The organism is Pseudescherichia sp. L3, from assembly GCF_024656065.1.
Taxonomy (GTDB): Bacteria; Pseudomonadota; Gammaproteobacteria; order Enterobacterales; family Enterobacteriaceae; genus Pseudescherichia.
Genome location: NZ_JANKYC010000005.1, coordinates 1 through 24392, shown reverse-complemented (window position 1 = coordinate 24392; position 24392 = coordinate 1). Strand labels below are relative to the sequence as shown.

Annotated in this window: 19 protein-coding genes and 1 rRNA gene; 12 read left to right on the top strand and 8 right to left on the bottom strand. The window is 56.0% G+C overall.

Features of this window, described 5'->3' with window-relative positions:
* Positions 1-27: 27 nt before the first annotated feature.
* Genes yihU through NR795_RS19505 form a run of 6 tightly spaced genes read left to right on the top strand, consistent with a single transcriptional unit; the run spans position 28 to position 8004 of the window.
* Positions 28-918 (top strand): sulfolactaldehyde 3-reductase, encoded by an 891-nt coding sequence (yihU, locus tag NR795_RS19530; protein ID WP_257759105.1) that lies wholly within the window; start codon positions 28-30, stop codon positions 916-918.
* A gap of 17 nt (positions 919-935) precedes the next feature.
* On the top strand, positions 936-1811 hold the full coding sequence (yihT, locus tag NR795_RS19525; protein ID WP_144818905.1) for a sulfofructosephosphate aldolase: 876 nt from the start codon (positions 936-938) through the stop codon (positions 1809-1811).
* A 14-nt stretch (positions 1812-1825) separates the two neighbouring features.
* Positions 1826-3067 (top strand): sulfoquinovose isomerase, encoded by a 1242-nt coding sequence (yihS, locus tag NR795_RS19520; protein ID WP_257759104.1) that lies wholly within the window; start codon positions 1826-1828, stop codon positions 3065-3067.
* A gap of 16 nt (positions 3068-3083) precedes the next feature.
* Positions 3084-5108 (top strand): alpha-glucosidase, encoded by a 2025-nt coding sequence (locus NR795_RS19515; RefSeq protein WP_257759103.1) that lies wholly within the window; start codon positions 3084-3086, stop codon positions 5106-5108.
* Between the two features lie 45 nt (positions 5109-5153).
* Positions 5154-6536 (top strand): MFS transporter, encoded by a 1383-nt coding sequence (locus NR795_RS19510; protein WP_257759102.1) that lies wholly within the window; start codon positions 5154-5156, stop codon positions 6534-6536.
* A gap of 43 nt (positions 6537-6579) precedes the next feature.
* Positions 6580-8004, top strand: a complete 1425-nt coding sequence (locus NR795_RS19505) for an MFS transporter (protein ID WP_144818913.1) — start codon at positions 6580-6582, stop codon at positions 8002-8004.
* Positions 8005-8052: 48 nt separating this feature from the next.
* Here the strand turns inward: NR795_RS19505 and typA are convergent, their stop codons facing one another.
* The gene (typA, locus tag NR795_RS19500) at positions 8053-9876 is read right to left on the bottom strand and encodes a ribosome-dependent GTPase TypA (protein WP_144818915.1); all 1824 of its coding nucleotides are present in this window, start codon (positions 9874-9876) and stop codon (positions 8053-8055) included.
* 372 nt (positions 9877-10248) lie between these two features.
* Here typA and glnA point away from each other — a divergent pair, with 372 nt between their 5' ends.
* The 3 genes from glnA (at position 10249) to glnG (ending at position 14296) form a co-directional block, all read left to right on the top strand.
* Positions 10249-11658, top strand: a complete 1410-nt coding sequence (gene glnA / locus NR795_RS19495; RefSeq protein ID WP_144818917.1) for a glutamate--ammonia ligase — start codon at positions 10249-10251, stop codon at positions 11656-11658.
* 167 nt (positions 11659-11825) lie between these two features.
* On the top strand, positions 11826-12875 hold the full coding sequence (gene glnL / locus NR795_RS19490) for a nitrogen regulation protein NR(II) (protein WP_042394460.1): 1050 nt from the start codon (positions 11826-11828) through the stop codon (positions 12873-12875).
* Positions 12876-12886: 11 nt separating this feature from the next.
* Positions 12887-14296 (top strand): nitrogen regulation protein NR(I), encoded by a 1410-nt coding sequence (gene glnG / locus NR795_RS19485; RefSeq protein ID WP_144818919.1) that lies wholly within the window; start codon positions 12887-12889, stop codon positions 14294-14296.
* Positions 14297-14348: 52 nt separating this feature from the next.
* Here the strand turns inward: glnG and hemN are convergent, their stop codons facing one another.
* Together hemN and yihI are read right to left on the bottom strand one after the other, a co-directional pair.
* The gene (gene hemN / locus NR795_RS19480; protein WP_257759101.1) at positions 14349-15722 is read right to left on the bottom strand and encodes an oxygen-independent coproporphyrinogen III oxidase; all 1374 of its coding nucleotides are present in this window, start codon (positions 15720-15722) and stop codon (positions 14349-14351) included.
* Positions 15723-15925: 203 nt separating this feature from the next.
* Positions 15926-16441 (bottom strand): Der GTPase-activating protein YihI, encoded by a 516-nt coding sequence (yihI, locus tag NR795_RS19475; protein WP_257759156.1) that lies wholly within the window; start codon positions 16439-16441, stop codon positions 15926-15928.
* Between the two features lie 586 nt (positions 16442-17027).
* Between yihI and yihA the strand changes: the two genes are divergently transcribed.
* Positions 17028-17660, top strand: coding sequence for a ribosome biogenesis GTP-binding protein YihA/YsxC (gene yihA / locus NR795_RS19470; RefSeq protein ID WP_186370587.1), 633 nt, complete (start codon positions 17028-17030; stop codon positions 17658-17660).
* Between the two features lie 260 nt (positions 17661-17920).
* Here yihA and polA read toward each other — a convergent pair whose 3' ends face one another.
* From polA to NR795_RS19450, 4 genes are all read right to left on the bottom strand, one after another.
* Complete coding sequence (gene polA, locus NR795_RS19465; protein ID WP_257759100.1) at positions 17921-20707, bottom strand: DNA polymerase I; 2787 nt, start codon at positions 20705-20707, stop codon at positions 17921-17923.
* 332 nt (positions 20708-21039) lie between these two features.
* Positions 21040-21663 carry a thiol:disulfide interchange protein DsbA gene (gene dsbA, locus NR795_RS19460; protein ID WP_144818927.1) on the bottom strand — a complete coding sequence of 208 codons (624 nt, stop codon included), beginning with the start codon at positions 21661-21663 and terminating at the stop codon, positions 21040-21042.
* A gap of 27 nt (positions 21664-21690) precedes the next feature.
* Positions 21691-22677: a serine/threonine protein kinase gene (locus tag NR795_RS19455; protein ID WP_257759099.1), complete on the bottom strand. Its 987-nt coding sequence runs from the start codon at positions 22675-22677 to the stop codon at positions 21691-21693.
* A 76-nt stretch (positions 22678-22753) separates the two neighbouring features.
* Complete coding sequence (locus NR795_RS19450; RefSeq protein ID WP_042394445.1) at positions 22754-23023, bottom strand: YihD family protein; 270 nt, start codon at positions 23021-23023, stop codon at positions 22754-22756.
* Between the two features lie 70 nt (positions 23024-23093).
* Between NR795_RS19450 and mobA the strand changes: the two genes are divergently transcribed.
* Positions 23094-23675 (top strand): molybdenum cofactor guanylyltransferase MobA, encoded by a 582-nt coding sequence (gene mobA / locus NR795_RS19445; protein WP_144818931.1) that lies wholly within the window; start codon positions 23094-23096, stop codon positions 23673-23675.
* The gene (mobB, locus tag NR795_RS19440) at positions 23675-24187 is read left to right on the top strand and encodes a molybdopterin-guanine dinucleotide biosynthesis protein MobB (RefSeq protein ID WP_257759098.1); all 513 of its coding nucleotides are present in this window, start codon (positions 23675-23677) and stop codon (positions 24185-24187) included. Before mobA ends, mobB begins: the two co-directional genes overlap by 1 nt.
* A gap of 106 nt (positions 24188-24293) precedes the next feature.
* On the opposite strand, the gene rrf is transcribed toward mobB, so the two are convergent.
* A 5S ribosomal RNA gene (gene rrf / locus NR795_RS19435) occupies positions 24294-24392 on the bottom strand; the annotation flags it as partial.

The window sequence follows — 24392 nt, the reverse complement described above, 5'->3', positions numbered from 1 at the left end:
ATTGACACGATGTGACAGGAGAGAGGCATGTCAGCAATCGCATTTATCGGTTTAGGGCAGATGGGCGCGCCAATGGCGAAGAATCTGTTGCAACAAGGTCACCAGCTTCAGGTCTTTGATGTGAACCCGCACGCGGTTCAGGCGCTGGTGGAGAGCGGCGCGCAGGCGGCGGGAACGCCAGCGCAGGCAGCAACGGATGCCGAATTTGTGATCACCATGCTGCCAAACGGCGACCTGGTGCGCAGCGTACTGTTCGGCGAGCACGGCGTTTGCGAAGGATTATCCCGTGAAGCGCTGGTGATTGATATGTCTACCATTCATCCACAGCAAACCGACGCGCTGATCCGCGACATGGCTGAGCGAGGCTTCAGCATGATGGACGTCCCCGTCGGACGTACGTCTGACCATGCTATTGCTGGAACGCTGCTCCTGTTGGCAGGCGGCACGGCGCAGCAGGTTGAACGTGCGACACCCGTATTAATGGCGATGGGCAACGAGCTCATTAACGCTGGCGGGCCAGGCATGGGCATCCGCGTGAAGCTTATCAACAACTACATGAGCATCGCTCTGAACGCGCTCTCCGCTGAAGCCGCCGTGCTGTGCGAGGCGCTGGGACTCTCCTTCGATGTCGCGCTGAAGGTGATGAGCGGGACGCCTGCCGGAAAAGGGCACTTCACCACGTCGTGGCCGAACAAGGTGCTGAAGGGGGATCTTTCACCCGCCTTTATGATCGATCTGGCGCATAAAGATCTGGGCATTGCCCTGGATGTCGCCAACCAGCTGCACGTTCCAATGCCGCTGGGCGCGGCTTCCCGCGAAGTTTACAACCAGGCGCGCGCCGCCGGGCGCGGGCGCGAAGACTGGACGGCCATTCTTGAACAGGTTCGCGCATCTGCCGGGCTGAAAAAATCACACTGATACGAAAGGACTGAGGAATGACGACGTACACCCTGAAAGATATCACCCGACCCTCCGGCGGTTTTGCGATGCTGGCCGTGGATCAGCGCGAAGCGATGCGCCTGATGTTTGCCGCAGCGGGTGCCCCGGTGCCGGTTAGCGACCAGCATCTGACCGATTTTAAGGTCAACGCGGCGAAGATTCTGTCGCCGTACGCTTCAGCGATCCTCGTCGACCAGCAGTTTTGCTATCGCCAGGTCGTTGAGCAGCACGCGATAGCCAAAAGTTGCGCGATGATTGTCGCAGCCGACGAGTTTATTCCAGGCAACGGTATTCCGGTCGACAGCGTGGTGATTGATAAAAATATCGACGCGCAGGCGGTGAAGCGCGACGGCGGCAAGGCGCTGAAGCTGCTGGTGCTCTGGCGCAGCGATGAGGATCCGCAGCAGCGTCTGGAGATGGTGAAGGCGTTCAACACGCTGTGCCACAACCACGGGCTGCTGAGCATTATTGAGCCGGTGGTGCGTCCTCCGCGTCGGGGTGACACCTTCGACCGCGAGCAGGCCATTATCGAGGCGGCGAAAGAGCTGGGTGACAGCGGGGCCGACCTCTACAAGGTGGAGATGCCGCTGTTTGGTAGAGGCTCGCAGCAGGCGCTGCTGGCCGCCTCGCAGAGGCTGAACGAGAACATCGCTATGCCGTGGGTGATCCTCTCCTCCGGCGTGGACGACAAACTCTTCCCCCGTGCGGTACAGGTTGCTATGCAGGCGGGCGCATCCGGTTTCCTTGCTGGCCGAGCCGTCTGGTCGTCAGTGGTGGGCCTGCCGGACACCGAAATGATGCTTCGTGATATTTCTGTACCGAAACTGCAGCGTTTAGGTGAGATCGTCGACGAAATGATGGCTCGCCGTTAAGAAAGGATCTGAACATGAAATGGTTTAACACCCTGAGCCACAACCGCTGGCTTGAACAAGAGACCGACCGCATTCTCGATTTCGGTAAAAACGCCGCCGTGCCGACCGGCTTCGGCTGGCTCGGCAATAACGGCCAGGTACGCAGCGACATGGGCACCCATCTCTGGATCACCGCCCGTATGCTGCACGTGTACGCGGTGGCGGCGAATATGGGCCGCCCCGGTGCGTATGCGCTGGTTGAGCACGGCATTAATGCCCTCAACGGCCCGCTGCGCGACACGCAGCACGGCGGCTGGTACGCCTGCGTAAACGATGAAGGCGTGATAGATGCCTCCAAGCAGGGTTACCAGCACTTCTTCGTGCTGCTGGGGGCGGCGAGCGCGGTGACCACCGGCCATCCACAGGCGCGTCCTCTCCTCGACGAGGCGATTGCGGTGATCGAGCGCTACTTCTGGAGTGAAGAGGAGCAGATGTGCCTCGAGTCGTGGGACGAAGCGTTCAGCAAAACAGAGGATTACCGTGGGGGCAATGCCAATATGCACGCCGTAGAAGCGTTCCTCATCGTCTATGACGTCACCCACGACCGTAAATGGCTCGACCGCGCCCTGCGCATCGCCTCGGTCATTATTCACGACGTGGCCCGCAAAGGGGAGTATCGCGTTAACGAGCATTTCGACACTCACTGGAACCCGATCCGCGACTACAACATCGATAACCCCGCCCACCGCTTCCGCGCCTACGGCGGCACTCCGGGCCACTGGATTGAGTGGGGCCGCCTGATGCTGCACCTGCGCGCCGCGCTGGAAGCCCGCTTTGAAACCCCACCTGACTGGCTGCTGGAGGATGCAAAAGGCCTTTTCCACGCCACTATCCGCGATGCCTGGGCACCCGACGGGGCGGATGGTTTTGTCTACTCGGTGGGCTGGGACGGCAAGCCTATCGTGCGCGAGCGCGTACGCTGGCCAATTGTCGAGGCGATGGGCACGGCCTATGCCCTCTACACCGTGACCGGCGAGGCGCAGTACGAAGCCTGGTATCAAAAATGGTGGGATTACTGCATCACGTACCTGATGGACTACGAAAACGGTTCATGGTGGCAGGAGCTGGATACCAATAACAAAGTGACCACCAAAGTCTGGGACGGCAAGCAGGATATCTATCACCTGCTGCACTGTCTGGTGATCCCCCGCCTGCCGCTGGCACCGGGACTCGCCCCGGCTGTTGCCGCCGGTTTACTGGATAGCCAGGCCAAATAAGAAAGACGGAGTTTTTATGCGTACCCTACACAATATAGATCTGAAAAATAGTGAAAATGGTTTCACCCTACGTTGGCAAAACCGCCTGATTTTGTCCCACTCCGCCGATGCGCCCTGCCTGTGGATCGGTGCGGGTGAGGCGGATATCGAAATGTTTCGCGGCAACTTCAGCATCAAAGACCGCCTGAACGAGAAGATCGCGCTGACTGAGGCTACGGTTACGCAGCAAGACGCGGGCTGGGCGATCCGCTTCACCCGCGGCGACGCGGTGAGCGCCACGCTGCGGGTGGGTGTGGATGCAGAGGGTCGACTGGAGCTCAAGCTGAAAAACGACGCCACCAGCCATAACCGCATCTGGCTGCGGCTGGCAGCGCAGCCTGAGGATCATATCTACGGCTGCGGCGAGCAGTTCTCATATTTCGACCTGCGAGGCAAACCGTTCCCGCTGTGGACCAGCGAGCAGGGCGTAGGCCGTAATAAGCAGACCTATGTGACCTGGCAGGCCGACTGCAAAGAGAATGCGGGCGGTGACTACTACTGGACCTTCTTCCCACAGCCAACCTTCGTCAGCACCCAGAAGTACTACTGCCACGTGGATAACAGCTGTTATATGAATTTCGACTTCAGCGCCGCGGATTTCCACGAGCTGGCCTTCTGGGAAGATAACGCCACGCTGCGCTTCGAATGTGCAGAAACCTACGTCGATCTGCTGGAAAAACTGACCGCGCTGCTGGGCCGCCAGCCAGAGCTGCCGGACTGGGTGTACGACGGCGTGACGCTGGGTATTCAGGGCGGCACCGAGGTGTGTCAGCAGAAGCTGGATAAGCTGCGTAACGGCGGCGTGAAGGTTAACGGCATCTGGGCGCAGGACTGGTCCGGCATTCGCATGACCTCCTTCGGCAAACGCGTGATGTGGAACTGGAAGTGGAACAGTGAGCTATACCCGCAGCTGGATAAGCGCATTGCGCAGTGGAAACAGGAAGGTGTGCAGTTCCTCTCCTATATCAACCCGTATGTCGCCAGCGATCGCGATCTATGCGAAGAGGCGGCGGCGCGTGGCTATCTCACCAAAAATGCCAGCGGCGAGGATTATCACGTCGAGTTCGGTGAGTTCTACGCGGGCGTTATCGACCTGACTAACCCTGAAGCCTACGACTGGTACAAAGAGGTCATTAAAAAGAACCTGATTGAGTTGGGCTGCGGCGGCTGGATGGCCGATTTCGGTGAGTATCTGCCGACCGACACCTTCCTGCACAACGGCGTAAGCGCGGAGATCATGCATAACGCCTGGCCAGCGCTATGGGCGAAATGTAACTACGAGGCGCTGGAGGAGACCGGTAAGCTCGGAGAGATCCTGTTCTTCATGCGTGCGGGCTATACCGGCAGCCAGAAACACTCCGTGATGATGTGGGCGGGCGATCAAAACGTCGACTGGAGCCTGGATGATGGGCTGGCCTCCGTGGTCCCTGCGGCGCTCTCTCTGGCGATGACCGGACATGGCCTGCACCACAGCGATATCGGTGGCTATACCACCCTGTTCGAGATGAAACGCAGTAAAGAGCTGCTGCTGCGCTGGTGTGATTTCAGCGCCTTCACGCCGATGATGCGCACCCATGAAGGAAACCGCCCTGGCGATAACTGGCAGTTTGACGGTGATGCCGAAACCATTGCGCATTTTGCACGTATGACTACCGTCTTCACCACCCTGAAGCCCTATATCAAAGATGCCGTGGCGCAGAACGCACAGCGTGGCCTGCCGGTGATGCGTCCGTTGTTCCTGCACTACGAGGACGACGCGCGCGCCTACTCGCTGAAGTATCAGTATCTGTTTGGCCGCGATCTGCTGGTGGCGCCTGTTTATGAAGAGGGCCGCAGCGAGTGGACGCTCTATTTGCCAGAGGACAGCTGGGTCAATGCCTGGACGGGGGAAATTTACCGTGGCGGTGACGTGACCGTTGATGCCCCGCTCGGCAAGCCGCCGGTCTTCTATCGCCAGCAAAGCGAATGGGCAGATCTGTTTAGCACTCTGCGTCATATCTGATCAGGCTCGCCCGCAGGGCACCCTGCGGGCAGATGGAGAACAATAATGAGTCAACAATCATCTGACCCGGCAACCCTACGCCTGCCGTTTAAAGAAAAACTTGCTTACGGGATGGGCGATCTCGGCTCTAACATCCTGCTGGATATCGGCACGCTGTACCTGCTGAAGTTCTACACCGACGTGCTGGGTCTGCCCGGCACCTATGGCGGTATTATTTTCCTGATCGCTAAGTTCTTTACCGCCTTTACCGACATGGGTACCGGGATCATGCTCGACTCGCGGCGCAAAATTGGCCCCAAAGGCAAGTTCCGTCCGTTCGTGCTCTATGCGGCGTTTCCGGTCACGCTGCTGGCCATCGCCAATTTTGTCGGCACGCCGTTTGAAATCACCGGCAAAACGGTGATGGCGACGGTGCTGTTCATGCTGTACGGCCTGTTCTTCAGCATGATGAACTGCTCCTACGGGGCCATGGTGCCCGCCATTACCAAAAACCCGGATGAGCGTGCGTCGCTGGCCGCCTGGCGTCAGGGCGGTGCCACGCTGGGTCTGCTGCTCTGTACCGTCGGGTTTGTGCCGGTAATGAACCTGATTGAAGGCAATGACCAGCTGGGTTACATCTTTGCCGCTACCCTCTTCTCGCTGTTCGGGCTGTTCTTTATGTGGTGGTGCTATAAGGGCGTGACCGAGCGTTACGTCGAGGCGCAGCCCGCCAGTGCGACGCATAAGCCCGGGCTGCTGCAGTCGTTTCGCGCCATCGCCGGTAACCGTCCGCTGTTTATTCTGTGCATCGCCAACCTGTGCACGTTAGGGGCGTTCAACGTCAAACTCGCCATTCAGGTTTACTACACGCAATATGTGCTCAACGACCCGATCCTGTTGTCGTATATGGGTTTCTTCAGCATGGGCTGCATTTTTATCGGCGTATTTATGATGCCCGGTGCGGTGCGTCGCTTCGGCAAGAAGAAAGTCTATATCACTGGCCTCCTGATCTGGGTAGCAGGCGATCTCCTTAACTATTTCTATGGCGGCGGCTCGGTCAGCTTTGTCGCATTCTCCTGCCTGGCGTTCTTCGGATCGGCGTTTGTGAACAGCCTGAACTGGGCGCTGGTCTCCGACACGGTGGAGTATGGCGAATGGCGTACCGGCGTACGTTCGGAAGGAACGGTCTATACCGGATTCACCTTCTTCCGTAAGGTGTCCCAGGCGCTGGCGGGCTTCTTCCCGGGGATTATGCTCACGCAAATTGGCTATGTACCGAACGTGGTGCAGTCTACGGGAACGGTTGAAGGCCTGCGGCAGTTGATTTTCATCTACCCCAGTATTCTGGCGGTGATCACCATTGTAGCGATGGGATGCTTCTATAACCTTAACGAGAAGATGTATATGCGCATCGTTAAGGAGATAGAGCTGCGTAAGCATCCGGCCTGAATAACTTGAGATAGCGCTCTTCAGGGCGCTATGAGGATCGACTATGAACCGCCTCCCTGATCCGTTGACCCTAAAACTAAGCCTGCGCGAAAAATGTGCCTATGGGATGGGCGATTTTGGCTCTAACCTCATGCTCTGTATTGGCACGCTCTATTTGCTAAAGTTTTACACCGATGAGTTAGGTATGCCTGCATTTTACGGCGGGATTATCTTCCTGGTCGCAAAGTTTTTCACAGCGTTTACCGATATGCTGACCGGCGTAGTGCTGGACTCCCGACGTCATATCGGCGCGAGGGGAAAGTTCCGGCCATTCATTCTGTATGCCTCCGTGCCGGTGGCGCTGGTTGCCACGGCGCAGTTTATGGCCAACGATTTTAGCCTGACGGTGAAAACAGCCCTCGCCACCGTGCTCTTTATGATGTTCGGCCTGTGCTATAGCCTGATGAACTGCTCTTACGGCGCAATGGTACCGGCCATGACCAAAAATCCGAACGAGCGGGCGCAGCTTGCGGCATGGCGCCAGGGCGGCGCGACGGTGGGGCTGTTACTCTGCACCGTCGGCTTTATGCCCATTCAGGCGCTGTTCATCAACCAGCCCTCCCTCGGCTATCTGGTGGCCGCGCTGGTGTTTGTCACCGGCGGCTTATTCTGCATGTGGTGGTGCTACAGCGGCGTAAAAGAGCGGTATGTCGAGATCTCGCCCGATCACCATAAGCCCGGCATCCTGAAGTCCTTCTGCGCTATCTTCCGCAACCCACCGCTGCTGGTACTGTGCATCGCGAACCTCTGCACCCTGGCGGCGTTTAACATCAAGCTGGCGATTCAGGTCTATTACACCCAGTACGTGCTCAACGATCTGCATTTGCTGTCGTGGATGGGCTTTTTCAGCATGGGGTGCATTCTGATTGGCGTGTTTCTGGTGCCCGGTGCGGTGAAGCGTTTTGGCAAGAAGCCGGTCTATCTGGGCGGGCTGGCGCTGTGGGCGGTGGGCGATGTGCTGAACTTCTTCTGGGGAACCAGCTCGCTGCTGTTCGTGCTCTTTTCCTGCATGGCCTTTTTCGGCACTGCCTTTGTGAATAGCCTGAACTGGGCCCTGGTACCGGATACCGTAGACTATGGCGAGTGGAAAACAGGTATCCGTGCAGAGGGGTCGGTCTATACGGGTTATACATTCTCACGCAAAATCTCTGCCGCGCTTGCCGGTTTCCTGCCGGGCATCATGCTGACGGAAATTGGTTATATTCCGAATGCCGTGCAAAGCGCCACCACGCTATTAGGCTTGCGCCAGCTGATATTCCTCTGGCCTTGCGCCCTGGCGATCATGGCTGCCGTTATCATGGGGCTTTTCTATAAGCTCAGTGAACAGCGTTTCGCCTCTATTATCGCTGAGATTGCGCAGCGCAAAACATCCGCTTCCTCCGCCAGAGAGACCGAAGACAGAGAGAACACTCCTGCCAGCATTGCATAAAAAAAGCCGCTGATATTCAGCGGCTTTTATCGTCATGCGAAAAACAGATTACGCGTCGCGAGGACCACGCATCGCACGTTTACGGTCGTTCTCGGTCAGGTGACGTTTACGGATACGGACAGAGGTCGGGGTGACTTCTACCAGTTCGTCGTCATCGATGAACTCCAGCGCCTGCTCCAGGGACATCTTGATCGGCGGAACCAGAACCGTTGCTTCGTCGGTACCCGACGCACGCATGTTGGTCAGTTTCTTACCGGTCAGGCAGTTCACGGTCAGGTCGTTAGAACGGCTGTGAATACCGATGATCTGGCCTTCATACACTTCAGCACCGTGACCCAGGAAGAGCTTACCGCGATCCTGCAGGCTGAACAGCGCGAACGCGACGGCTTTGCCCTGGCCGTTGGAGATCAGCACGCCGTTGTTACGCTGGCCGATTTCGCCCGGACGCACGTCGTCGTAGTGGCTGAAGGTGGAGTACAGCAGACCAGTACCAGAGGTCATGGTCATGAACTCGGTACGGAAGCCGATCAGGCCACGTGCCGGGATCAGGTAGTCCAGACGAATACGGCCTTTGCCGTCAGGGATCATGTCTTTGACATCGCCCTTACGCTCGCCCATTGCCTGCATAACCGAGCCCTGATGCTGCTCTTCGATATCCAGGGTCACGTTCTCGAACGGCTCCTGCATACGACCATCGATCATACGGTTGATAACTTTCGGACGGGAAACCGCCAGCTCAAAGCCTTCACGACGCATGTTTTCGATCAGAACTGACAGGTGCAGCTCGCCACGACCGGATACGCGGAATGCGTCCGCATCTTCAGTCTCTTCTACGCGCAGCGCCACGTTGTGCACCAGCTCTTTGTTCAGACGGTCAAGGATCTGACGCGAGGTCACAAACTTACCTTCTTTACCGCAGAACGGTGAGGTGTTGACGTTGAAGAACATGGTTACGGTCGGCTCATCAACGGAGAGTGCCGGCAGCGCTTCGACGTTTTGCGGATCGCAAAGGGTGTCGGAGATGTTCAGCTCGCCCAGACCGGTGATCGCGATGATATCGCCCGCTTCAGCTTCGGTGGATTCAATACGCTCCAGACCGAGGTGGGTCAGTACTTTACCCACTTTACCGTTGCGTGTTTTACCTTCGCTGTCGATCAGGGTGATCTGCTGGTTCGGCTTAACCTTACCGCGCTTGATACGACCGATGCCGATAACGCCAACGTAGTTGTTGTAGTCCAGCTGAGAGATCTGCATCTGGAACGGACCGTCAAGGTCAACGTTCGGTGCCGGAACGTGGTCAACGATCGCCTGATACAGCGGGGTCATGTCTTCCGCCATGTCAGTGTGGTCGTTACCCGCGATACCCATCAGTGCAGATGCATAGATGATCGGGAAGTCCAGCTGCTCGTCGGTGGCGTCGAGGTTAACGAACAGATCGAAGACCTGATCCACAACCCAGTCAGGACGCGCGCCCGGACGGTCAACCTTGTTGATAACGACAATTGGCTTCAGGCCGTGCGCAAACGCTTTTTTGGTTACAAAGCGGGTCTGCGGCATTGGGCCGTCCATAGCATCGACCACCAGCAGTACGGAGTCTACCATGGACATGACACGTTCAACTTCACCACCGAAGTCGGCGTGACCCGGGGTATCAACGATGTTGATACGGTAGTCATTCCATTTAATAGCGGTGTTTTTCGCGAGGATGGTAATCCCACGCTCTTTCTCCAAATCGTTGGAGTCCATCACGCGTTCGGTAGTCTCAGCACGCTCGCTGAAGGTACCAGACTGCTGCAGCAGCTTGTCAACCAGGGTCGTTTTACCATGGTCAACGTGCGCAATGATGGCGATGTTACGCAAATTTTCGATCACAACTTTGCCTCAGGCATTAGAAATAGCGCGTTATTGTACACGTATTAATCGCAGTACAGAACAGGATCACAAAGAACCTTTACAAACAATGTAGAAAGTAGGGCTTTGTGATCGGTTTCACGAAGCGGTAGAGAGCCGCCTTAATGTAAATTGCACCAATACAGTGCACTACGATCGCGCATATGCACTATATTGATGCAAGATAACCATTATGGTGCAGCCCTTTTGCACTATGACGTGCATGATAGCGCCTTTTGGGGGTGTTTTAAAAGTTGGCACAGATTTCGCTTTATCTTAGGCAAGGCGATTGTGCCACTTATAAAGTGTAGAACCTCGTTACCACGACGACCAAAAATTCCGGGAGAGTTAAGTATGTCCGCTGAACACGTTTTGACGATGCTGAACGAACATGAAGTGAAGTTTATCGATCTGCGCTTCACTGATACCAAAGGTAAAGAGCAGCATGTCACTATCCCAGCCCATCAGGTTAACGCTGACTTCTTTGAAGAAGGCAAAATGTTTGATGGTTCTTCGATTGGTGGCTGGAAAGGCATCAACGAATCCGACATGGTGCTGATGCCGGACGCCTCTACCGCAGTTATTGATCCGTTCTTCGAAGAGACTACCCTGATCATCCGTTGCGATATTCTTGAGCCAGGCACGCTGCAGGGCTACGATCGCGACCCGCGCTCCATCGCGAAACGCGCTGAAGAGTACCTGCGCTCCACCGGCATCGCAGACACCGTTCTGTTCGGGCCAGAGCCAGAGTTCTTCCTGTTTGACGACGTTCGCTTTGGCGCCAACATTTCCGGTTCCCACGTGGCTATCGACGATATCGAAGGCGCATGGAACACCTCCACCAAATACGAAGGTGGTAACAAAGGTCACCGTCCGGCGGTGAAAGGCGGTTACTTCCCGGTTCCGCCGGTTGACTCCTCTCAGGACATCCGCTCTACCATGTGTCTGGTGATGGAAGAGATGGGCCTGGTCGTTGAAGCGCACCACCACGAAGTAGCGACCGCAGGTCAGAACGAAGTGGCGACCCGCTTCAACACCATGACCAAAAAAGCGGACGAAATTCAGATCTACAAATATGTCGTGCACAACGTCGCGCACCGCTTCGGCAAAACCGCGACCTTTATGCCAAAACCGATGTTTGGCGATAACGGTTCCGGTATGCACTGCCACATGTCTCTGTCCAAGAACGGCACCAACCTGTTCTCTGGCGACAAATATGCTGGCCTGTCTGAAGAAGCCCTGTACTACATTGGCGGCGTAATCAAACACGCTAAAGCGATCAACGCCCTGGCGAACCCGACCACTAACTCCTACAAGCGTCTGGTCCCGGGTTACGAAGCACCGGTTATGCTGGCCTACTCTGCGCGTAACCGCTCTGCCTCTATCCGTATTCCAGTTGTAACCTCGCCGAAAGCGCGCCGTATCGAAGTGCGCTTCCCGGACCCGGCGGCTAACCCGTACCTGTGCTTCGCTGCCCTGCTGATGGCGGGTCTTGACGGTATCAAGAACAAGATCCACCCGGGCGAAGCCATGGACAAAAACCTGTATGACCTGCCGCCGGAAGAGGCGAAAGAAGTTCCGCAGGTTGCTGGCTCCCTGGAAGAGGCCCTGCAGGCGCTCGATGCAGACCGCGAGTTCCTGACCGCAGGCGGCGTGTTCACTAACGACGCGATCGATGCCTACATCGCCCTGCGTATCGAAGAGAATGACCGCGTTCGTATGACGCCGCACCCGGTTGAGTTCGAACTCTACTACAGCGTTTAATTTAGTAATGCTCTGCGTGAAAGTGCAGAGAATTTTAGTTGCCGTGGAAACTTTAGCCCATCCCTGATGGGCTTTTTTCTCCGCCAACGGCCTGATAATACGCGCTTTTTAAGTATAAAAAGCTATAATGCACTAAAACAGTGCACCTCATTTCAGGAGACTGCTTAATGGCAACTGGCACGCTGCCCGATGCTGGGCAGATCCTCAACGCTTTGATCAACAGCATCCTGCTGGTTGATGACGAGCTGGCGATTCACTACGCGAACCCTGCCGCTCAACAGCTGCTGGCACAAAGCTCACGCAAGCTGTTTGGTACACCTCTTCCGGAGCTGCTGAGCTACTTCTCCCTGAACGTCGCCCTGATGCAGGAGAGCCTGGAGGCCGGACAAGGCTTTACCGATAACGAAGTCACTCTGGTGATCGATGCCCGCTCGCACATTCTCTCCGTCACGGCACAACGACTGCCTGAGGGGCTGATCCTGCTGGAGATGGCACCAATGGATAACCAGCGACGCCTGAGCCAGGAGCAGCTTCAGCAGGCCCAGCAGGTCGCCGCACGCGATCTGGTACGTGGCCTCGCCCATGAGATTAAAAATCCGTTGGGCGGCCTGCGCGGCGCGGCGCAGCTGCTGAGCAAAGCGCTGCCCGATCCGGCGCTAACCGAATACACCAACGTCATTATTGAGCAGGCGGACCGGCTACGTAACCTGGTGGATCGCCTGCTGGGGCCGCAGCATCCTGGCATGCACGTGACCGAGAGCATTCACAAAGTCGCGGAGCGCGTGGTGAAGCTGGTCTCAATGGAGCTGCCGGAGAACGTTACGCTGGTGCGTGATTACGATCCCAGCCTGCCAGAGTTACCGCACGATCCCGACCAGATTGAGCAGGTTCTGCTGAATATCGTACGCAATGCTCTGCAGGCGCTGGGACCAGAAGGCGGCGAAATTACGCTGCGCACCCGTACGGCTTTCCAGCTTACGCTGCACGGCGCACGCTATCGTCTGGCGGCGCGTATTGATATCGAAGATAACGGGCCGGGTATCCCATCGCATCTGCAGGACACGCTGTTTTACCCCATGGTAAGCGGACGCGAAGGTGGCACCGGGCTTGGGCTGTCAATTGCCCGCAGTTTGATTGATCAACACTCCGGCAAAATTGAATTTACCAGTTGGCCGGGTCATACCGAGTTTTCGGTTTACCTGCCAATTAAAAAATAAAGGTGACGATGATGCAACGAGGGATAGCATGGATTGTTGATGACGATAGTTCCATCCGCTGGGTGCTTGAACGCGCCCTTGCCGGTGCTGGCTTGAGTTGTACAACGTTTGAGAGTGGGAATGAGGTGCTCGATGCGCTGACCACTAAAACCCCGGACGTGCTGCTGTCGGATATCCGCATGCCAGGCATGGACGGCCTGGCACTGCTGAAGCAGATCAAACAGCGGCATCCCATGCTCCCGGTCATCATTATGACCGCGCACTCCGATCTCGATGCGGCCGTCAGCGCCTACCAGCAGGGAGCGTTTGATTACCTGCCTAAACCGTTCGATATCGACGAGGCGGTGGCGCTGGTTGAGCGAGCCATCAGCCACTATCAGGAGCAGCAGCAGCCGCGTAACGTGCAGGATTTTGGCCCGACCGCGGACATCATCGGCGAAGCGCCCGCCATGCAGGATGTGTTTCGCATCATTGGCCGCCTCTCCCGCTCGTCGATTAGCGTACTGATCAACGGCGAGTCCGGAACCGGTAAAGAGCTGGTTGCCCACGCGCTGCATCGCCATAGCCCGCGCGTTAAAGCGCCCTTTATCGCCCTCAACATGGCCGCTATCCCAAAGGATCTCATTGAGTCCGAGCTGTTTGGCCATGAGAAGGGGGCGTTTACCGGCGCGAATACCGTTCGCCAGGGGCGTTTTGAGCAGGCCGACGGCGGGACGCTGTTCCTGGACGAAATTGGCGATATGCCGCTGGACGTGCAGACGCGTCTGCTGCGCGTGCTGGCAGACGGGCAGTTTTACCGCGTCGGCGGTTATGCGCCGGTGAAGGTGGACGTGCGCATCATTGCCGCCACCCACCAGAATCTTGAGCTGCGGGTGCAGGAGGGCAAGTTCCGTGAGGATCTCTTCCATCGCCTGAACGTGATCCGCGTGCATCTCCCGCCCCTGCGTGAGCGGCGGGAAGATATCCCTCGCCTGGCGCGTCACTTCTTACAGGTGGCCGCCCGTGAGCTGGGGGTAGAGGCCAAGCAGCTGCATCCGGAGACCGAGGCGGCGCTGACCCGCGTTGCCTGGCCGGGCAACGTTCGCCAGCTGGAGAACACCTGCCGCTGGCTGACGGTGATGGCCGCGGGTCAGGAGGTGCTGATTCAGGATCTCCCCAGCGAGCTGTTTGAGACAACGGTACCCGACAGCCCGACCCAGACGCTGCCGGACAACTGGGCCACGCTGCTGGCGCAGTGGGCGGATCGCGCGTTGCGTTCCGGTCATCAAAACCTGCTCTCTGAGGCGCAGCCGGAGATGGAGCGTACCCTGCTGACCACGGCCCTGCGTCATACTCAGGGACATAAGCAGGAGGCGGCAAGGCTGCTCGGCTGGGGACGCAATACCCTGACGCGCAAGCTGAAAGAGTTAGGGATGGAGTAGCGGGAAAACGCCCGGTAGCGCGATGCTTACCGGGCCTACCGATACCGCTCTATTAAATTACGCGGGAAAACTGCTGCAGTCGCGCCTTCTGACGCAGATAGGTGTCAAAGCACATGCAGATATTGCGGATCAGCAGCCGACCTTTCGCCGTTACTTGAATGCCATGCGCATCCACCGCCACCAGCCCGTCCTTCGCCAACGGGGCAAGCAGATTTAAATCTTCCGCAAAGTAGTCGGCGAAATCGAGATCCCACTGTTTTTCTACTGCGCTAAAATCCAGCCTGAAGTTGCAGATCAGCGACTTGATGACGTCCCGGCGGATGCAGTCATCTCTTGTCAGGGCAATGCCCCGCCACAGCGCGTTACCGGTCTCGTCCACCTGCTGATAATAGTGCTTCAGCTCTTTTTGGTTCTGCGCGTAGCAGTCGCCAATCATGCTGATAGCCGATACGCCCATGCCTAACAGGTCGCTATCGCCCTGAGTGGTGTAACCCTGGAAGTTGCGGTGCAGCACCCCTTCGCGCTGGGCCACGGCCAGCTCGTCATCCGGGCGCGCAAAGTGATCCATGCCGATAAACTGATAGCCCTCCTCGGTGAGCGAGGTAATCGTCTGCTGCAGAATATCCAGCTTCTGCTGCGCCGAAGGCAGATCGGCATCCTTAATCTTCCGCTGCGCGGCAAAAAGCGTTGGCAGGTGTGCATAGTTAAATACGCTCAGCCGATCCGGGTTGAGCTCCCCAACGCGTTTCAGGGTAAAGGCGAAGCTTTCCGGCGTCTGCTTCGGCAGGCCGTAGATCAGATCGATATTGGTCGAGGTGAAGCCGATCTCGCGCGCATGACGTAACAGCGCAAAGATAAACTCCTCATCCTGCTCGCGGTTGACCAGCCGCTGCACCTCTTTGTTGAAGTCCTGTACCCCCATGCTCAGGCGGTTAAAGCCCTCGGCGCGCAGGTGGTCGAGCACGTTCAGCTCAATTTCACGCGGATCGACCTCAATAGAGATCTCAGCGTCGGCGTTAAAATGGAAGTGGTGGCGCAGCAGCCCCATCAGGCGGCTAATTTGCGCTTTGTTGAGATAGGTTGGCGTTCCGCCGCCCCAGTGCAGCTGGCTAACATGGCGACCGGCAAACAGCGGTGCACGGTGGATAATCTCCTGCTCAAGCGCATCAAGATACTGGTCTGCCTTATGCTGCTGGCGGGTGACGATCTTATTGCAGCCGCAGAAGTAGCACAGGCGATGGCAAAATGGGATATGCACGTAGAGCGACAGCGCACGCTCAGGATAGCGGGTCACGGCCTGCTGGAAATCTGCTTCGCCAAAGGTATCGGCGAACTCAAGGGCGGTCGGGTATGAGGTATAGCGCGGCCCAGAATAGTTATATTTCTGGATCAGGGCCAGATCCCAGTCGATTAACTGCGAAGACATGCTCACTCCTTCGGGTAGCGTCGCTGACGACGACGACGGCCTGGCCTGCCCCCATGACGAAGTGCAAGCCGGTTGCGCAGCCACTTTTGTCGCTGCGACAACCGGCGTAGTTTAACGAATAACCACGCCAGATAACACATAACCGGAAGGGTTATAAGCAGGACGAGCAAGTCCATGCTGTAAAGCGAGTAGTCCAGGGATTATTAGTTGCCACCTTTGAGCAGGCGCATCATATCCTCTTTTTCCTCTTCCTCTTCTTCGTCTTCATCGTCGTCATAGGAGAGACCGAGCTGCTGCATCAGCGCGTCAATGCGGTCCAGTTTAGCGTCAACCCATGCCTGATCTTCTGCGCTCAGGGTGTCGCCATTCTCCAGACGTTCCAGCAGCGCATCCAGGCGCTCATCAGTTTCCAGCAAATCCAGTTCAGCCTGCGGTGAAAGCATAGGTTTCTCGCTCTTGGGTTTGTGCTGACGGGTGACCGGAGTAGTGGTTACGCCCAACGGTACGGGAGTTTTACTGCCGATACGGGGATCTTTCTGCTGCTTCTGGCCGCGCGAGCCGGATGCGCCATCGCTGCCGGTTGCACGGCTGCCTGCCGCGTTGCCGCGATGCTTTTTATCACGCTTACGGTCGCGTGCTTCTTGATTGATTTCATCGCGCGTTTTGCGGTGCGCTTTTGCGGGGCCTTTGCCACGCGGAGACGATGCGGGTTTATTCATCATAGTTGGTCTTTGAGCCGTTTTATTCAGTATAGAATTGCGGCGGAATCTAGCAGAAAGCAAGCAAAGAAAAAAGGCGACAGAGTAAACTGTCGCCTTTTTTCTTGACCACCCACCCTCAGCGGGTTAACTATTCCGTGTTTGCTTACAACCGACCCTGTTTATCCCTTAGCATGAACGTTCCCTGTTGCGGTCCATTTCCCTGTGTAACACGTCTCCTGACGTTCGCCATCCTGGCTATCCAGCGTCTTCGCCTCCTGGCGCTCCTGACCCCTTTTCCCTAAGTCACGTTCCTCGGCGCTCCTCGCCTTTGCCCGCTACTTTACCGTGTTAGAAAAAAGTAACAAGACGCAAAGTGGCATAAAAAGCTAAATTCAGAAAATTCTAATCAACCATCTATTTGATTTAAATAGAGTTACACCTTTATCAAACCTGCAATTACTCTGAAATATCGCAGACGTAAAGTAGCCAATCTCTTACAAGGTCACTAGCCAGTAAGGTCATGAAAGGGGTATGGCGAGAAAAGCCGCCTTTTTCCTGCGTTCAGGTATAATCCCCCAAAGCTTTACTTATGGAGACGACCGCTTTGACTAATTTGAATTATCAACAGACGCACTTTGTTACCAGTGCGCCTGATATTCGCCACTTACCTGCCGATACCGGAATAGAAGTGGCCTTTGCTGGCCGTTCCAATGCGGGTAAATCGAGCGCCCTGAATACCCTGACGCATCAGAAGAGCCTGGCGCGAACCTCCAAGACGCCGGGTCGTACCCAGCTTATCAACCTGTTTGAGGTCACAGAAGGCAAGCGTCTTGTTGACCTGCCCGGCTACGGCTACGCCGAAGTTCCGGAAGAGATGAAGATCAAATGGCAGCGCGCCTTGGGTGAGTATCTGGAGAAGCGCCAGTGTCTGCAGGGCGTGGTAATCCTGATGGACATCCGCCATCCGTTGAAAGATCTCGATCAGCAGATGATCCAGTGGGCGGTTGAGAGCGAAATTCAGGTGCTGGTGCTGCTGACCAAAGCCGACAAGCTGGCGAGCGGCGCGCGAAAAGCGCAGTTGAATATGGTGCGTGAGGCGGTGCTGGCGTTTAACGGTGACGTCCAGGTTGAGGCGTTCTCATCCCTGAAGAAGCTGGGCGTGGACAAGCTGAAGGCGAAGCTGGATAGCTGGTTTAGCGGTTTGACGCCGGTGACGGAAGCAGACGCCGAAGCGTGATCCAATAAAAAACGCCCCAGTCATTACTGACTGGGGCGGCTAAAATATTCAGCCAAATCCGATTACGTGAAGTAAAAGGTCTGAAAGATAGAACATCTTACCTCTGTACCCTACGTCTTTAACTCTACTCTTTTTTTAGACAGTTACAAACGCTTTTTGTAATTTTTTTTCATTCTTTACATAGGTAATTCTAATGATCATCACAAAAAGCTCTATCTTATGTTGCTTACTTACATAAAACTGCGTCATTACGCCAACGGCTAGTGCGCCAGATCCCAGTTTTCACCACTGCCCACCTCCACCAGCAACGGAACATCCAGCTGGGTGCTGTTCTCCATTAGCTCATGGATCTTCTGGGAAACCTGCTCCACATCATCTTTGTGCACTTCAAACACCAGTTCATCGTGAACCTGCATAATCATACGCACGCGCGGCTGCTCCGCCTGTAGCCAGGCATCCACAGCGATCATTGCCCGCTTGATGATATCTGCCGCCGTGCCCTGCATCGGGGCGTTGATCGCAGCACGCTCAGCGCCAGCCCGGCGCGCGGCGTTGCTGGATGTGATGTCCGGCAGGTAGAGGCGACGCCCCTCTAACGTTTCAACGTAGCCCTGCTCTTTTGCCTGCGCCCGGGTGCGTTCCATATACTCACGCACGCCCGGATAGCGCTCAAAGTAGAGATCCATATAACGCTGCGACTCTTTGCGCGGGATGTTCAGCTGGCGCGAGAGACCAAAGGCGCTCATGCCGTAGATCAGGCCAAAGTTAATCGCCTTCGCGCTGCGGCGTTGCTCGTTTGATACGCTCTCCAGCGGCATGCCAAATACCTCTGCCGCCGTGGCTCGGTGGATGTCCTGGCCCTCGGCAAAAGCAGAGAGCAGCCCCCGATCGCGAGACAGGTGCGCCATGATGCGCAGCTCAATCTGCGAGTAGTCCGCAGAGACGATGACGTAATCCTCCGGCGCAATAAACGCCTGACGGATGCGCCGTCCCTCGTCGTTACGCACAGGAATATTCTGCAGGTTCGGATCGGTAGATGAGAGTCGTCCCGTTGCGGTGACCGCCTGGTGATAGGAGGTGTGCACGCGCCCGGTTTTAGGGTTGATCATCAGCGGCAGCTTATCGGTATAGGTCGATTTCAGCTTCGACAGGCCGCGATGCTCCAGAATAACCTTCGGCAAAGGATAGTCCAGCGCCAGCTCTTCCAGCACCTCTTCTGAGGTTGACGGTGCGCCACCCGGCGTCTTCTTCAGCGGTTTGATGCCCTGCTTTTCAAACAGGATAACCTGCAGCTGTTTGGTTGAAGAGAGGTTAAACGCTTCGCCCGCGATCTCATGGGCCTTTTTCTCCAGCTCGGCCAGACGCAGCGTGATTTCGCCGGAGTGCTTGTGCAGCACCGCCGGATCGATCTTCACCCCGTTACGCTCGATGCGGGAGAGCACCGGCACCAGCGGCATTTCGATGTTCTGGAAAATATTCAGCGGGCCTGCATGTTTCTCCAGTTTTGGCCACATCTTGAGATGCAGCTGCAGCGTGACGTCAGCATCTTCCGCCGCATAGTGACCGGCCTCTTCCAGTGCGATCTGGTTAAAGGTCAGCTGGTTTTTACCCTTGCCGGCAATCTGCTCAAAGGTCACGGTCTGGTGCTTCAGCCAGCGAGCGGAGAGGCTGTCCATATCGTGACGTCCAGCGACGCTGTCGAGAATATAGGACTCAAGCATGGTGTCAAAGGCGATGCCACGCAGCTCGATGCCGTAGTTCTGCAAAATGCCGCGATCGAACTTAAGGTTCTGTCCGACCTTCAGTGCTTTTTCATCTTCCAGAAGCGGCTTCAGCAGTTCCAGGACACGATCGCGGGAGAGCTGCTCTGGTGCATCAAGGTAGTCATGTGCAACCGGCACATAGGCCGCCAGACCCGGCTCGGTAGCAAACGACAGGCCCACCAGCTGAGCGCTAACGTTATCCAGGCTATCCGTTTCCGTATCGAAGGCAAACACCGGCGCTCTTTTCAGTCGCGCAATCCACTCGTTCAGCGTCGGCTCATCCAGAACGGTAACGTAATGCTCTGCGGAGAGCGGTGTCGCAGGTTCATCGTCTTCAACCTCAGCGACAGGTGCCGCCTGCGGCTTCGCGGCCGGTTTCGCGCCTTTACCCTGCAGCCAGGTTCCCGCTTCGACATCCGTCGTCCAGCGTTTGAATTCGTATCGTTTAAACAGGCTCAGCAGCTCATCTGCGGCAGGCTGCTGTACCGTCAGCTGTTCGCAGGAGAGATCCAGCTCAACGTCGGTCTTGATGGTCGCCAGCTGATAGGAGAGGCGAGCCACCTCTCTATTCTGCTCCAGCTTCGCCGCCATGGTTTTCGCCCCGCGGAAGCTGAGAGTGGCGATCTTATCCGACTCGTTTAGCAGCGTTTCCAGACCGCCCAGCCCCTGCAGCAGCGCCTGTGCGGTTTTTTCACCCACGCCCGGCACGCCGGGGATGTTATCTGAGGAGTCACCCATCAATGCCAGGAAATCGATGATCAGCTCAGGCGGCACGCCATATTTATTGATCACCTCTTCCGGGCCGAGAATGGTGTTGGTCATGGTGTTAATCAGGGTCACGTTCGGCGTAACCAGCTGGGCCATATCTTTATCGCCAGTGCTGATCAGTACCGGGCGACCCATTTTTTCGGCCTCCAGCGCCAGCGTACCGATAACGTCATCTGCCTCAACGCCGGAAACAGCCATCAGCGGCAGGCCCATCGCTTTTACCATCGCATGCAGCGGCTCGATCTGCGAGCGCAGGTCGTCAGGCATCGGCGGTCGGTGGGATTTATAGTGCTCAAACAGTTCGTCACGGAACGTCTTCCCTTTGGCATCAAACACCACTGCGGCATGCGTGGGTTGATACTGCATGATCAAGCTTCTGAGCATGTTCAGCACCCCGTACATAGCGCCGGTTGGCTCTCCTGCGCTGTTAGTCAGCGGTGGAAACGCGTGGTAAGCGCGATAGAGATAGGAGGAGCCATCAACGAGGATTAGCGGGTTTTCTGGGATCTGAACCATGATATCCGTGCCTGTTTAATAATTTATGGTTAAAGGATGCCACATACCGGACGAAAACTTGAGTTTTTCACGGTAATTCGTGGAAAAGATTTCCGGATCGTCGCGATCGTTCGCATTATTATCCTGTGGATAACTTTGTGCATGCTTTTTTGCTGAAGAAATAATAGACCATGTGAATTTGGCGGGGCGGTTTATTTATCTATTTAAATCATATAAATAGAAAAAGGATCGCGATCCTTATGTCCATTAGGTGACAATTTACTCCATGTGGATATAAGCTTTGCTCCTGATATAGAACCTATAAAAAAGCCGGTCATTGACCGGCTTTCTGATTACTTCTGGCCAACCAGATATTTTACCGTTGCGGCATACTGCTGAACGAAGATATCCATGCTGCTGGCATCCATACCCTGCGGGTTAACCTGGTACTTACCGTTAACAAACATGGCTGGAACACCCTGCAGCTGCAGATCGGCGGCCGCTTTCTCCTGCTGGGCAACCAGGGATTTCACCACAAAGCTGTTCCACGCGGCGTCATAGTCTTCGCCTTTAATACCGGCATCAACAAACACTTTGCGAATATCGGCGACGGAAGTCACGGTCTGGGACTTCTGCACCGCTTCAAACATCGGGGCAGTGATCTTATCTTCTACGCCCAGCGCCATCGCGACAGCCCATGCCTGGGTCAGATCTTTACCCAATGGGCCAAGGAATTCGACGTGATATTTCGTCATTTTAGTGCCTTCCGGCAGCTGCTGTTTCACCGTGTCAGAAACATGCCACACGCGTTCAAAATCGTAGCAGTGCGGGCAGTAGAAGGAGAAGAACTCCAGCACCTGCGGCTCTCCCACCGCCGGTTTATCAAGGGCGATATACTGTTTGCCCTCGGTGAACTGAGCCGCAGATGCGCTAAATGCCAGAATGAGACCTGCAAGCGCCAGCCAAATTTTCTTCATGGTTAATACTCTCCTGAACGTGTCAAATTAATACATCGGCGTAAGTTGCAAAGGCGGTTCTTGCAGAACCTTAACCTGCTCAATAAAGGTCAGAGTTTGCCTGTGCCAATAGTCTTCCCCGGTAAGCCACGGGAAATTTTTGGGGAATGCGGGATCGTCCCAGCGGCGGATCAGCCATGCCAGATAATAAACCATACGCATGGCACGTAAAGGTTCGATGAGGGCGATTTCATCAGTGTTGAACTCGCTAAACTCTTCATAGGCTTCAACGATCGTCTCAAGCTGCATACGCCGCTCGGCCTTATCGCCGTTGAGCAGCATCCACAGATCCTGAACGGCCGGACCGTTACGGGCATCGTCGAGATCGACAAACAGCGGTCCATCACGCCAGAGAATGTTCCCGGCATGGCAGTCGCCGTGCAGGCGCAGCAAATCGAAACGCGTATGCCAGTGCGCCATTACCGCCTCGATAAGAGAATCCGTGGCATTAAGGAAGGCGGCTTTCAGGCCTGAGGGGATAAGCGTCGACTGTTCAAAGACGTTACGAGGCTCAATCAGGTACTCATTAACGTCGATGGAGGGGCGATGGGTGAAGCGTTTTTTACGCCCGGTTTGATGCAGGCGGCCGAGGTAACGCGCTACCCACTCCATCTGATCCAGGCTATCGGCTTCGAACTGACGACCGCCAAGGCTGGGGAATACGGCATAGTAGTACCCCTGATGCGTCAGCAGCGTCTGGCCGTTGAATTCAAGCGGGGCAGCAACCGGAACCTCATCGTTCATTAGCTCATGGGCGAACTGGTGCTCTTCGCTGATTTGTTCTGCCGACCAGCGCTGCGGACGGTAAAACTTCACCACGTAACGGTGGCGATCTTCATCCTGAAACTGATAGACACGGTTTTCGTAACTGTTGAGCGGGGTAAGACCGGAATCCACCCGGATCCCCTGTTCGAACAGCGCATCCATGATGGTATCCGGGTGTAGCGTCTGGAAAGTAAAAGCGTTGTCGTTCATCCCATCATCCGGAAATTACTACGAATAGTTCAGGATATCATTTCGTAGCGTTTTCCGTTGCACCGCTTACAACCTTTTACTCTTTAATGACGCCCCGGGCACGCAGCAGAGCGGTTTTGAAATCCTCTTCATAATCTTTCTGGATCCCGGGAATAACCGCATCCTTTGCCGAGTCGCGCATTTTGAGATGATAGATCAGGATATCGTCAGAAAGATCGGTTAGCTCACCGTCATAGCCTGACTCCTGCGCCAATTTTTGCAAGAATTGCATCAGGTTAAGCTCGGGCTCTTTTTGCCAGGCGGGCTGGAGGAGTTCAATTACTTCGTTCAGACGTTTACATTTCATGGCCAGTGCTCCTTACTCTTGAGAGAGACACGTTAGCAGGGTCAAACCCACAATAAAAGAGGCGATATTGGTGAATAGTGGACTAGACATTACGGGCGTCGTGCTGGCTGGCGGCAGAGCGTCGCGTATGGGCGGAGAAGACAAAGGATTATTGCTGCTCAACGGCATTCCGCTCTGGCAGCACGTCGCTGACAGTCTGGCTAAACAGGTAGACCGTGTCGTACTGAGCGCTAACCGCAACCTCGATCGCTATCGGGCAAGCGGCCTGGTCGTTATTGAAGATACGCTGGAGAACTTCCCCGGCCCGTTGGCCGGTATGCTGGCCGTGATGCATCAGACGGCAGCCGACTGGTTTCTGTTCTGTCCGTGCGATACACCGGGCATACCGTCCGATCTGGCAGCACGGCTAGCCTCTGGGCGTAAAGACGCGCCGGTAGTATGGGTGACGGACGGCGAACGCGATCACCCCACCGTTGCGCTAGTTCATCGCCGGGTGATCCCACAGCTTGCGGCTTATCTGGCCGCCGGTGAACGGCGGGTGATGCTGTTTATGCGCCAGGTCGGAGGGCATGCCGTGGACTTTAGCGATTGCCGGTCGGCATTTATCAATATCAATACGCCGGACGATCTCATCGCCAGACAGGAGAAATAATGAAGCCGATCCTCGCCATTGCCGCATGGAGCGGTACAGGTAAAACCACGCTGCTTAAGCGTCTAATCCCTGCTCTCTGTGAACGGGGTATTCGTCCGGGCCTGATTAAGCATACGCATCACAATATGGATGTCGATAAGCCCGGCAAGGATAGCTATGAGTTACGTAAGGCGGGTGCAGCACAAACCCTCGTCGCCAGCCAGCAGCGGTGGGCACTAATGACCGAAACGCCGGATGAAGCGCCGTTAGACTTAGCATTTCTGGCCAGCAGAATGGATCACACGAAATTAGATCTGGTTCTGGTAGAGGGGTTCAAACATGAGCCGGTAGCGAAGATCCTACTTTTTCGCACAGATACCGGGCACCAGATAGAGGAGCTGGCGATTGACGATCGTGTTATTGCGATCGCCAGTGACGTTGTGATTGACGCTGCCGTTCCGGTGTTAGATTTGAATGACGTGCCAAATATTGCCGATTTTATCGTGCAGTGGTTAAAGCGTCAGAGTAAGTAAGGTAGGACAGGCGTCATTTGTAGGCCCGGTAAGCACAGCGCCACCGGGCGTTCAGCAACACAACGCAAAAAGGCCATCCTTACGGATGGCCTTCTGCTTGTTTGATGCCTGGCAGTTCCCTACTCTCGCATGGGGAGACCCCACACTACCATCGGCGCTACGGCGTTTCACTTCTGAGTTCGGCATGGGGTCAGGTGGGACCACC

Excerpts from the sequence above, each read along its gene's own strand:
- yihU (WP_257759105.1), top strand. The coding sequence starts at position 28 with ATGTCAGCAATCGCATTTATCGGTTTAGGGCAGATGGGCGCGCCAATG.
- yihT (WP_144818905.1), top strand. The coding sequence starts at position 936 with ATGACGACGTACACCCTGAAAGATATCACCCGACCCTCCGGCGGTTTT.
- yihS (WP_257759104.1), top strand. The coding sequence starts at position 1,826 with ATGAAATGGTTTAACACCCTGAGCCACAACCGCTGGCTTGAACAAGAG.
- NR795_RS19515 (WP_257759103.1), top strand. The coding sequence starts at position 3,084 with ATGCGTACCCTACACAATATAGATCTGAAAAATAGTGAAAATGGTTTC.
- NR795_RS19510 (WP_257759102.1), top strand. The coding sequence starts at position 5,154 with ATGAGTCAACAATCATCTGACCCGGCAACCCTACGCCTGCCGTTTAAA.
- NR795_RS19505 (WP_144818913.1), top strand. The coding sequence starts at position 6,580 with ATGAACCGCCTCCCTGATCCGTTGACCCTAAAACTAAGCCTGCGCGAA.
- glnA (WP_144818917.1), top strand. The coding sequence starts at position 10,249 with ATGTCCGCTGAACACGTTTTGACGATGCTGAACGAACATGAAGTGAAG.
- glnL (WP_042394460.1), top strand. The coding sequence starts at position 11,826 with ATGGCAACTGGCACGCTGCCCGATGCTGGGCAGATCCTCAACGCTTTG.
- glnG (WP_144818919.1), top strand. The coding sequence starts at position 12,887 with ATGCAACGAGGGATAGCATGGATTGTTGATGACGATAGTTCCATCCGC.
- hemN (WP_257759101.1), bottom strand. The coding sequence starts at position 15,722 with ATGTCTTCGCAGTTAATCGACTGGGATCTGGCCCTGATCCAGAAATAT.
- yihI (WP_257759156.1), bottom strand. The coding sequence starts at position 16,441 with ATGAATAAACCCGCATCGTCTCCGCGTGGCAAAGGCCCCGCAAAAGCG.
- polA (WP_257759100.1), bottom strand. The coding sequence starts at position 20,707 with ATGGTTCAGATCCCAGAAAACCCGCTAATCCTCGTTGATGGCTCCTCC.
- dsbA (WP_144818927.1), bottom strand. The coding sequence starts at position 21,663 with ATGAAGAAAATTTGGCTGGCGCTTGCAGGTCTCATTCTGGCATTTAGC.
- NR795_RS19455 (WP_257759099.1), bottom strand. The coding sequence starts at position 22,677 with ATGAACGACAACGCTTTTACTTTCCAGACGCTACACCCGGATACCATC.
- NR795_RS19450 (WP_042394445.1), bottom strand. The coding sequence starts at position 23,023 with ATGAAATGTAAACGTCTGAACGAAGTAATTGAACTCCTCCAGCCCGCC.
- mobB (WP_257759098.1), top strand. The coding sequence starts at position 23,675 with ATGAAGCCGATCCTCGCCATTGCCGCATGGAGCGGTACAGGTAAAACC.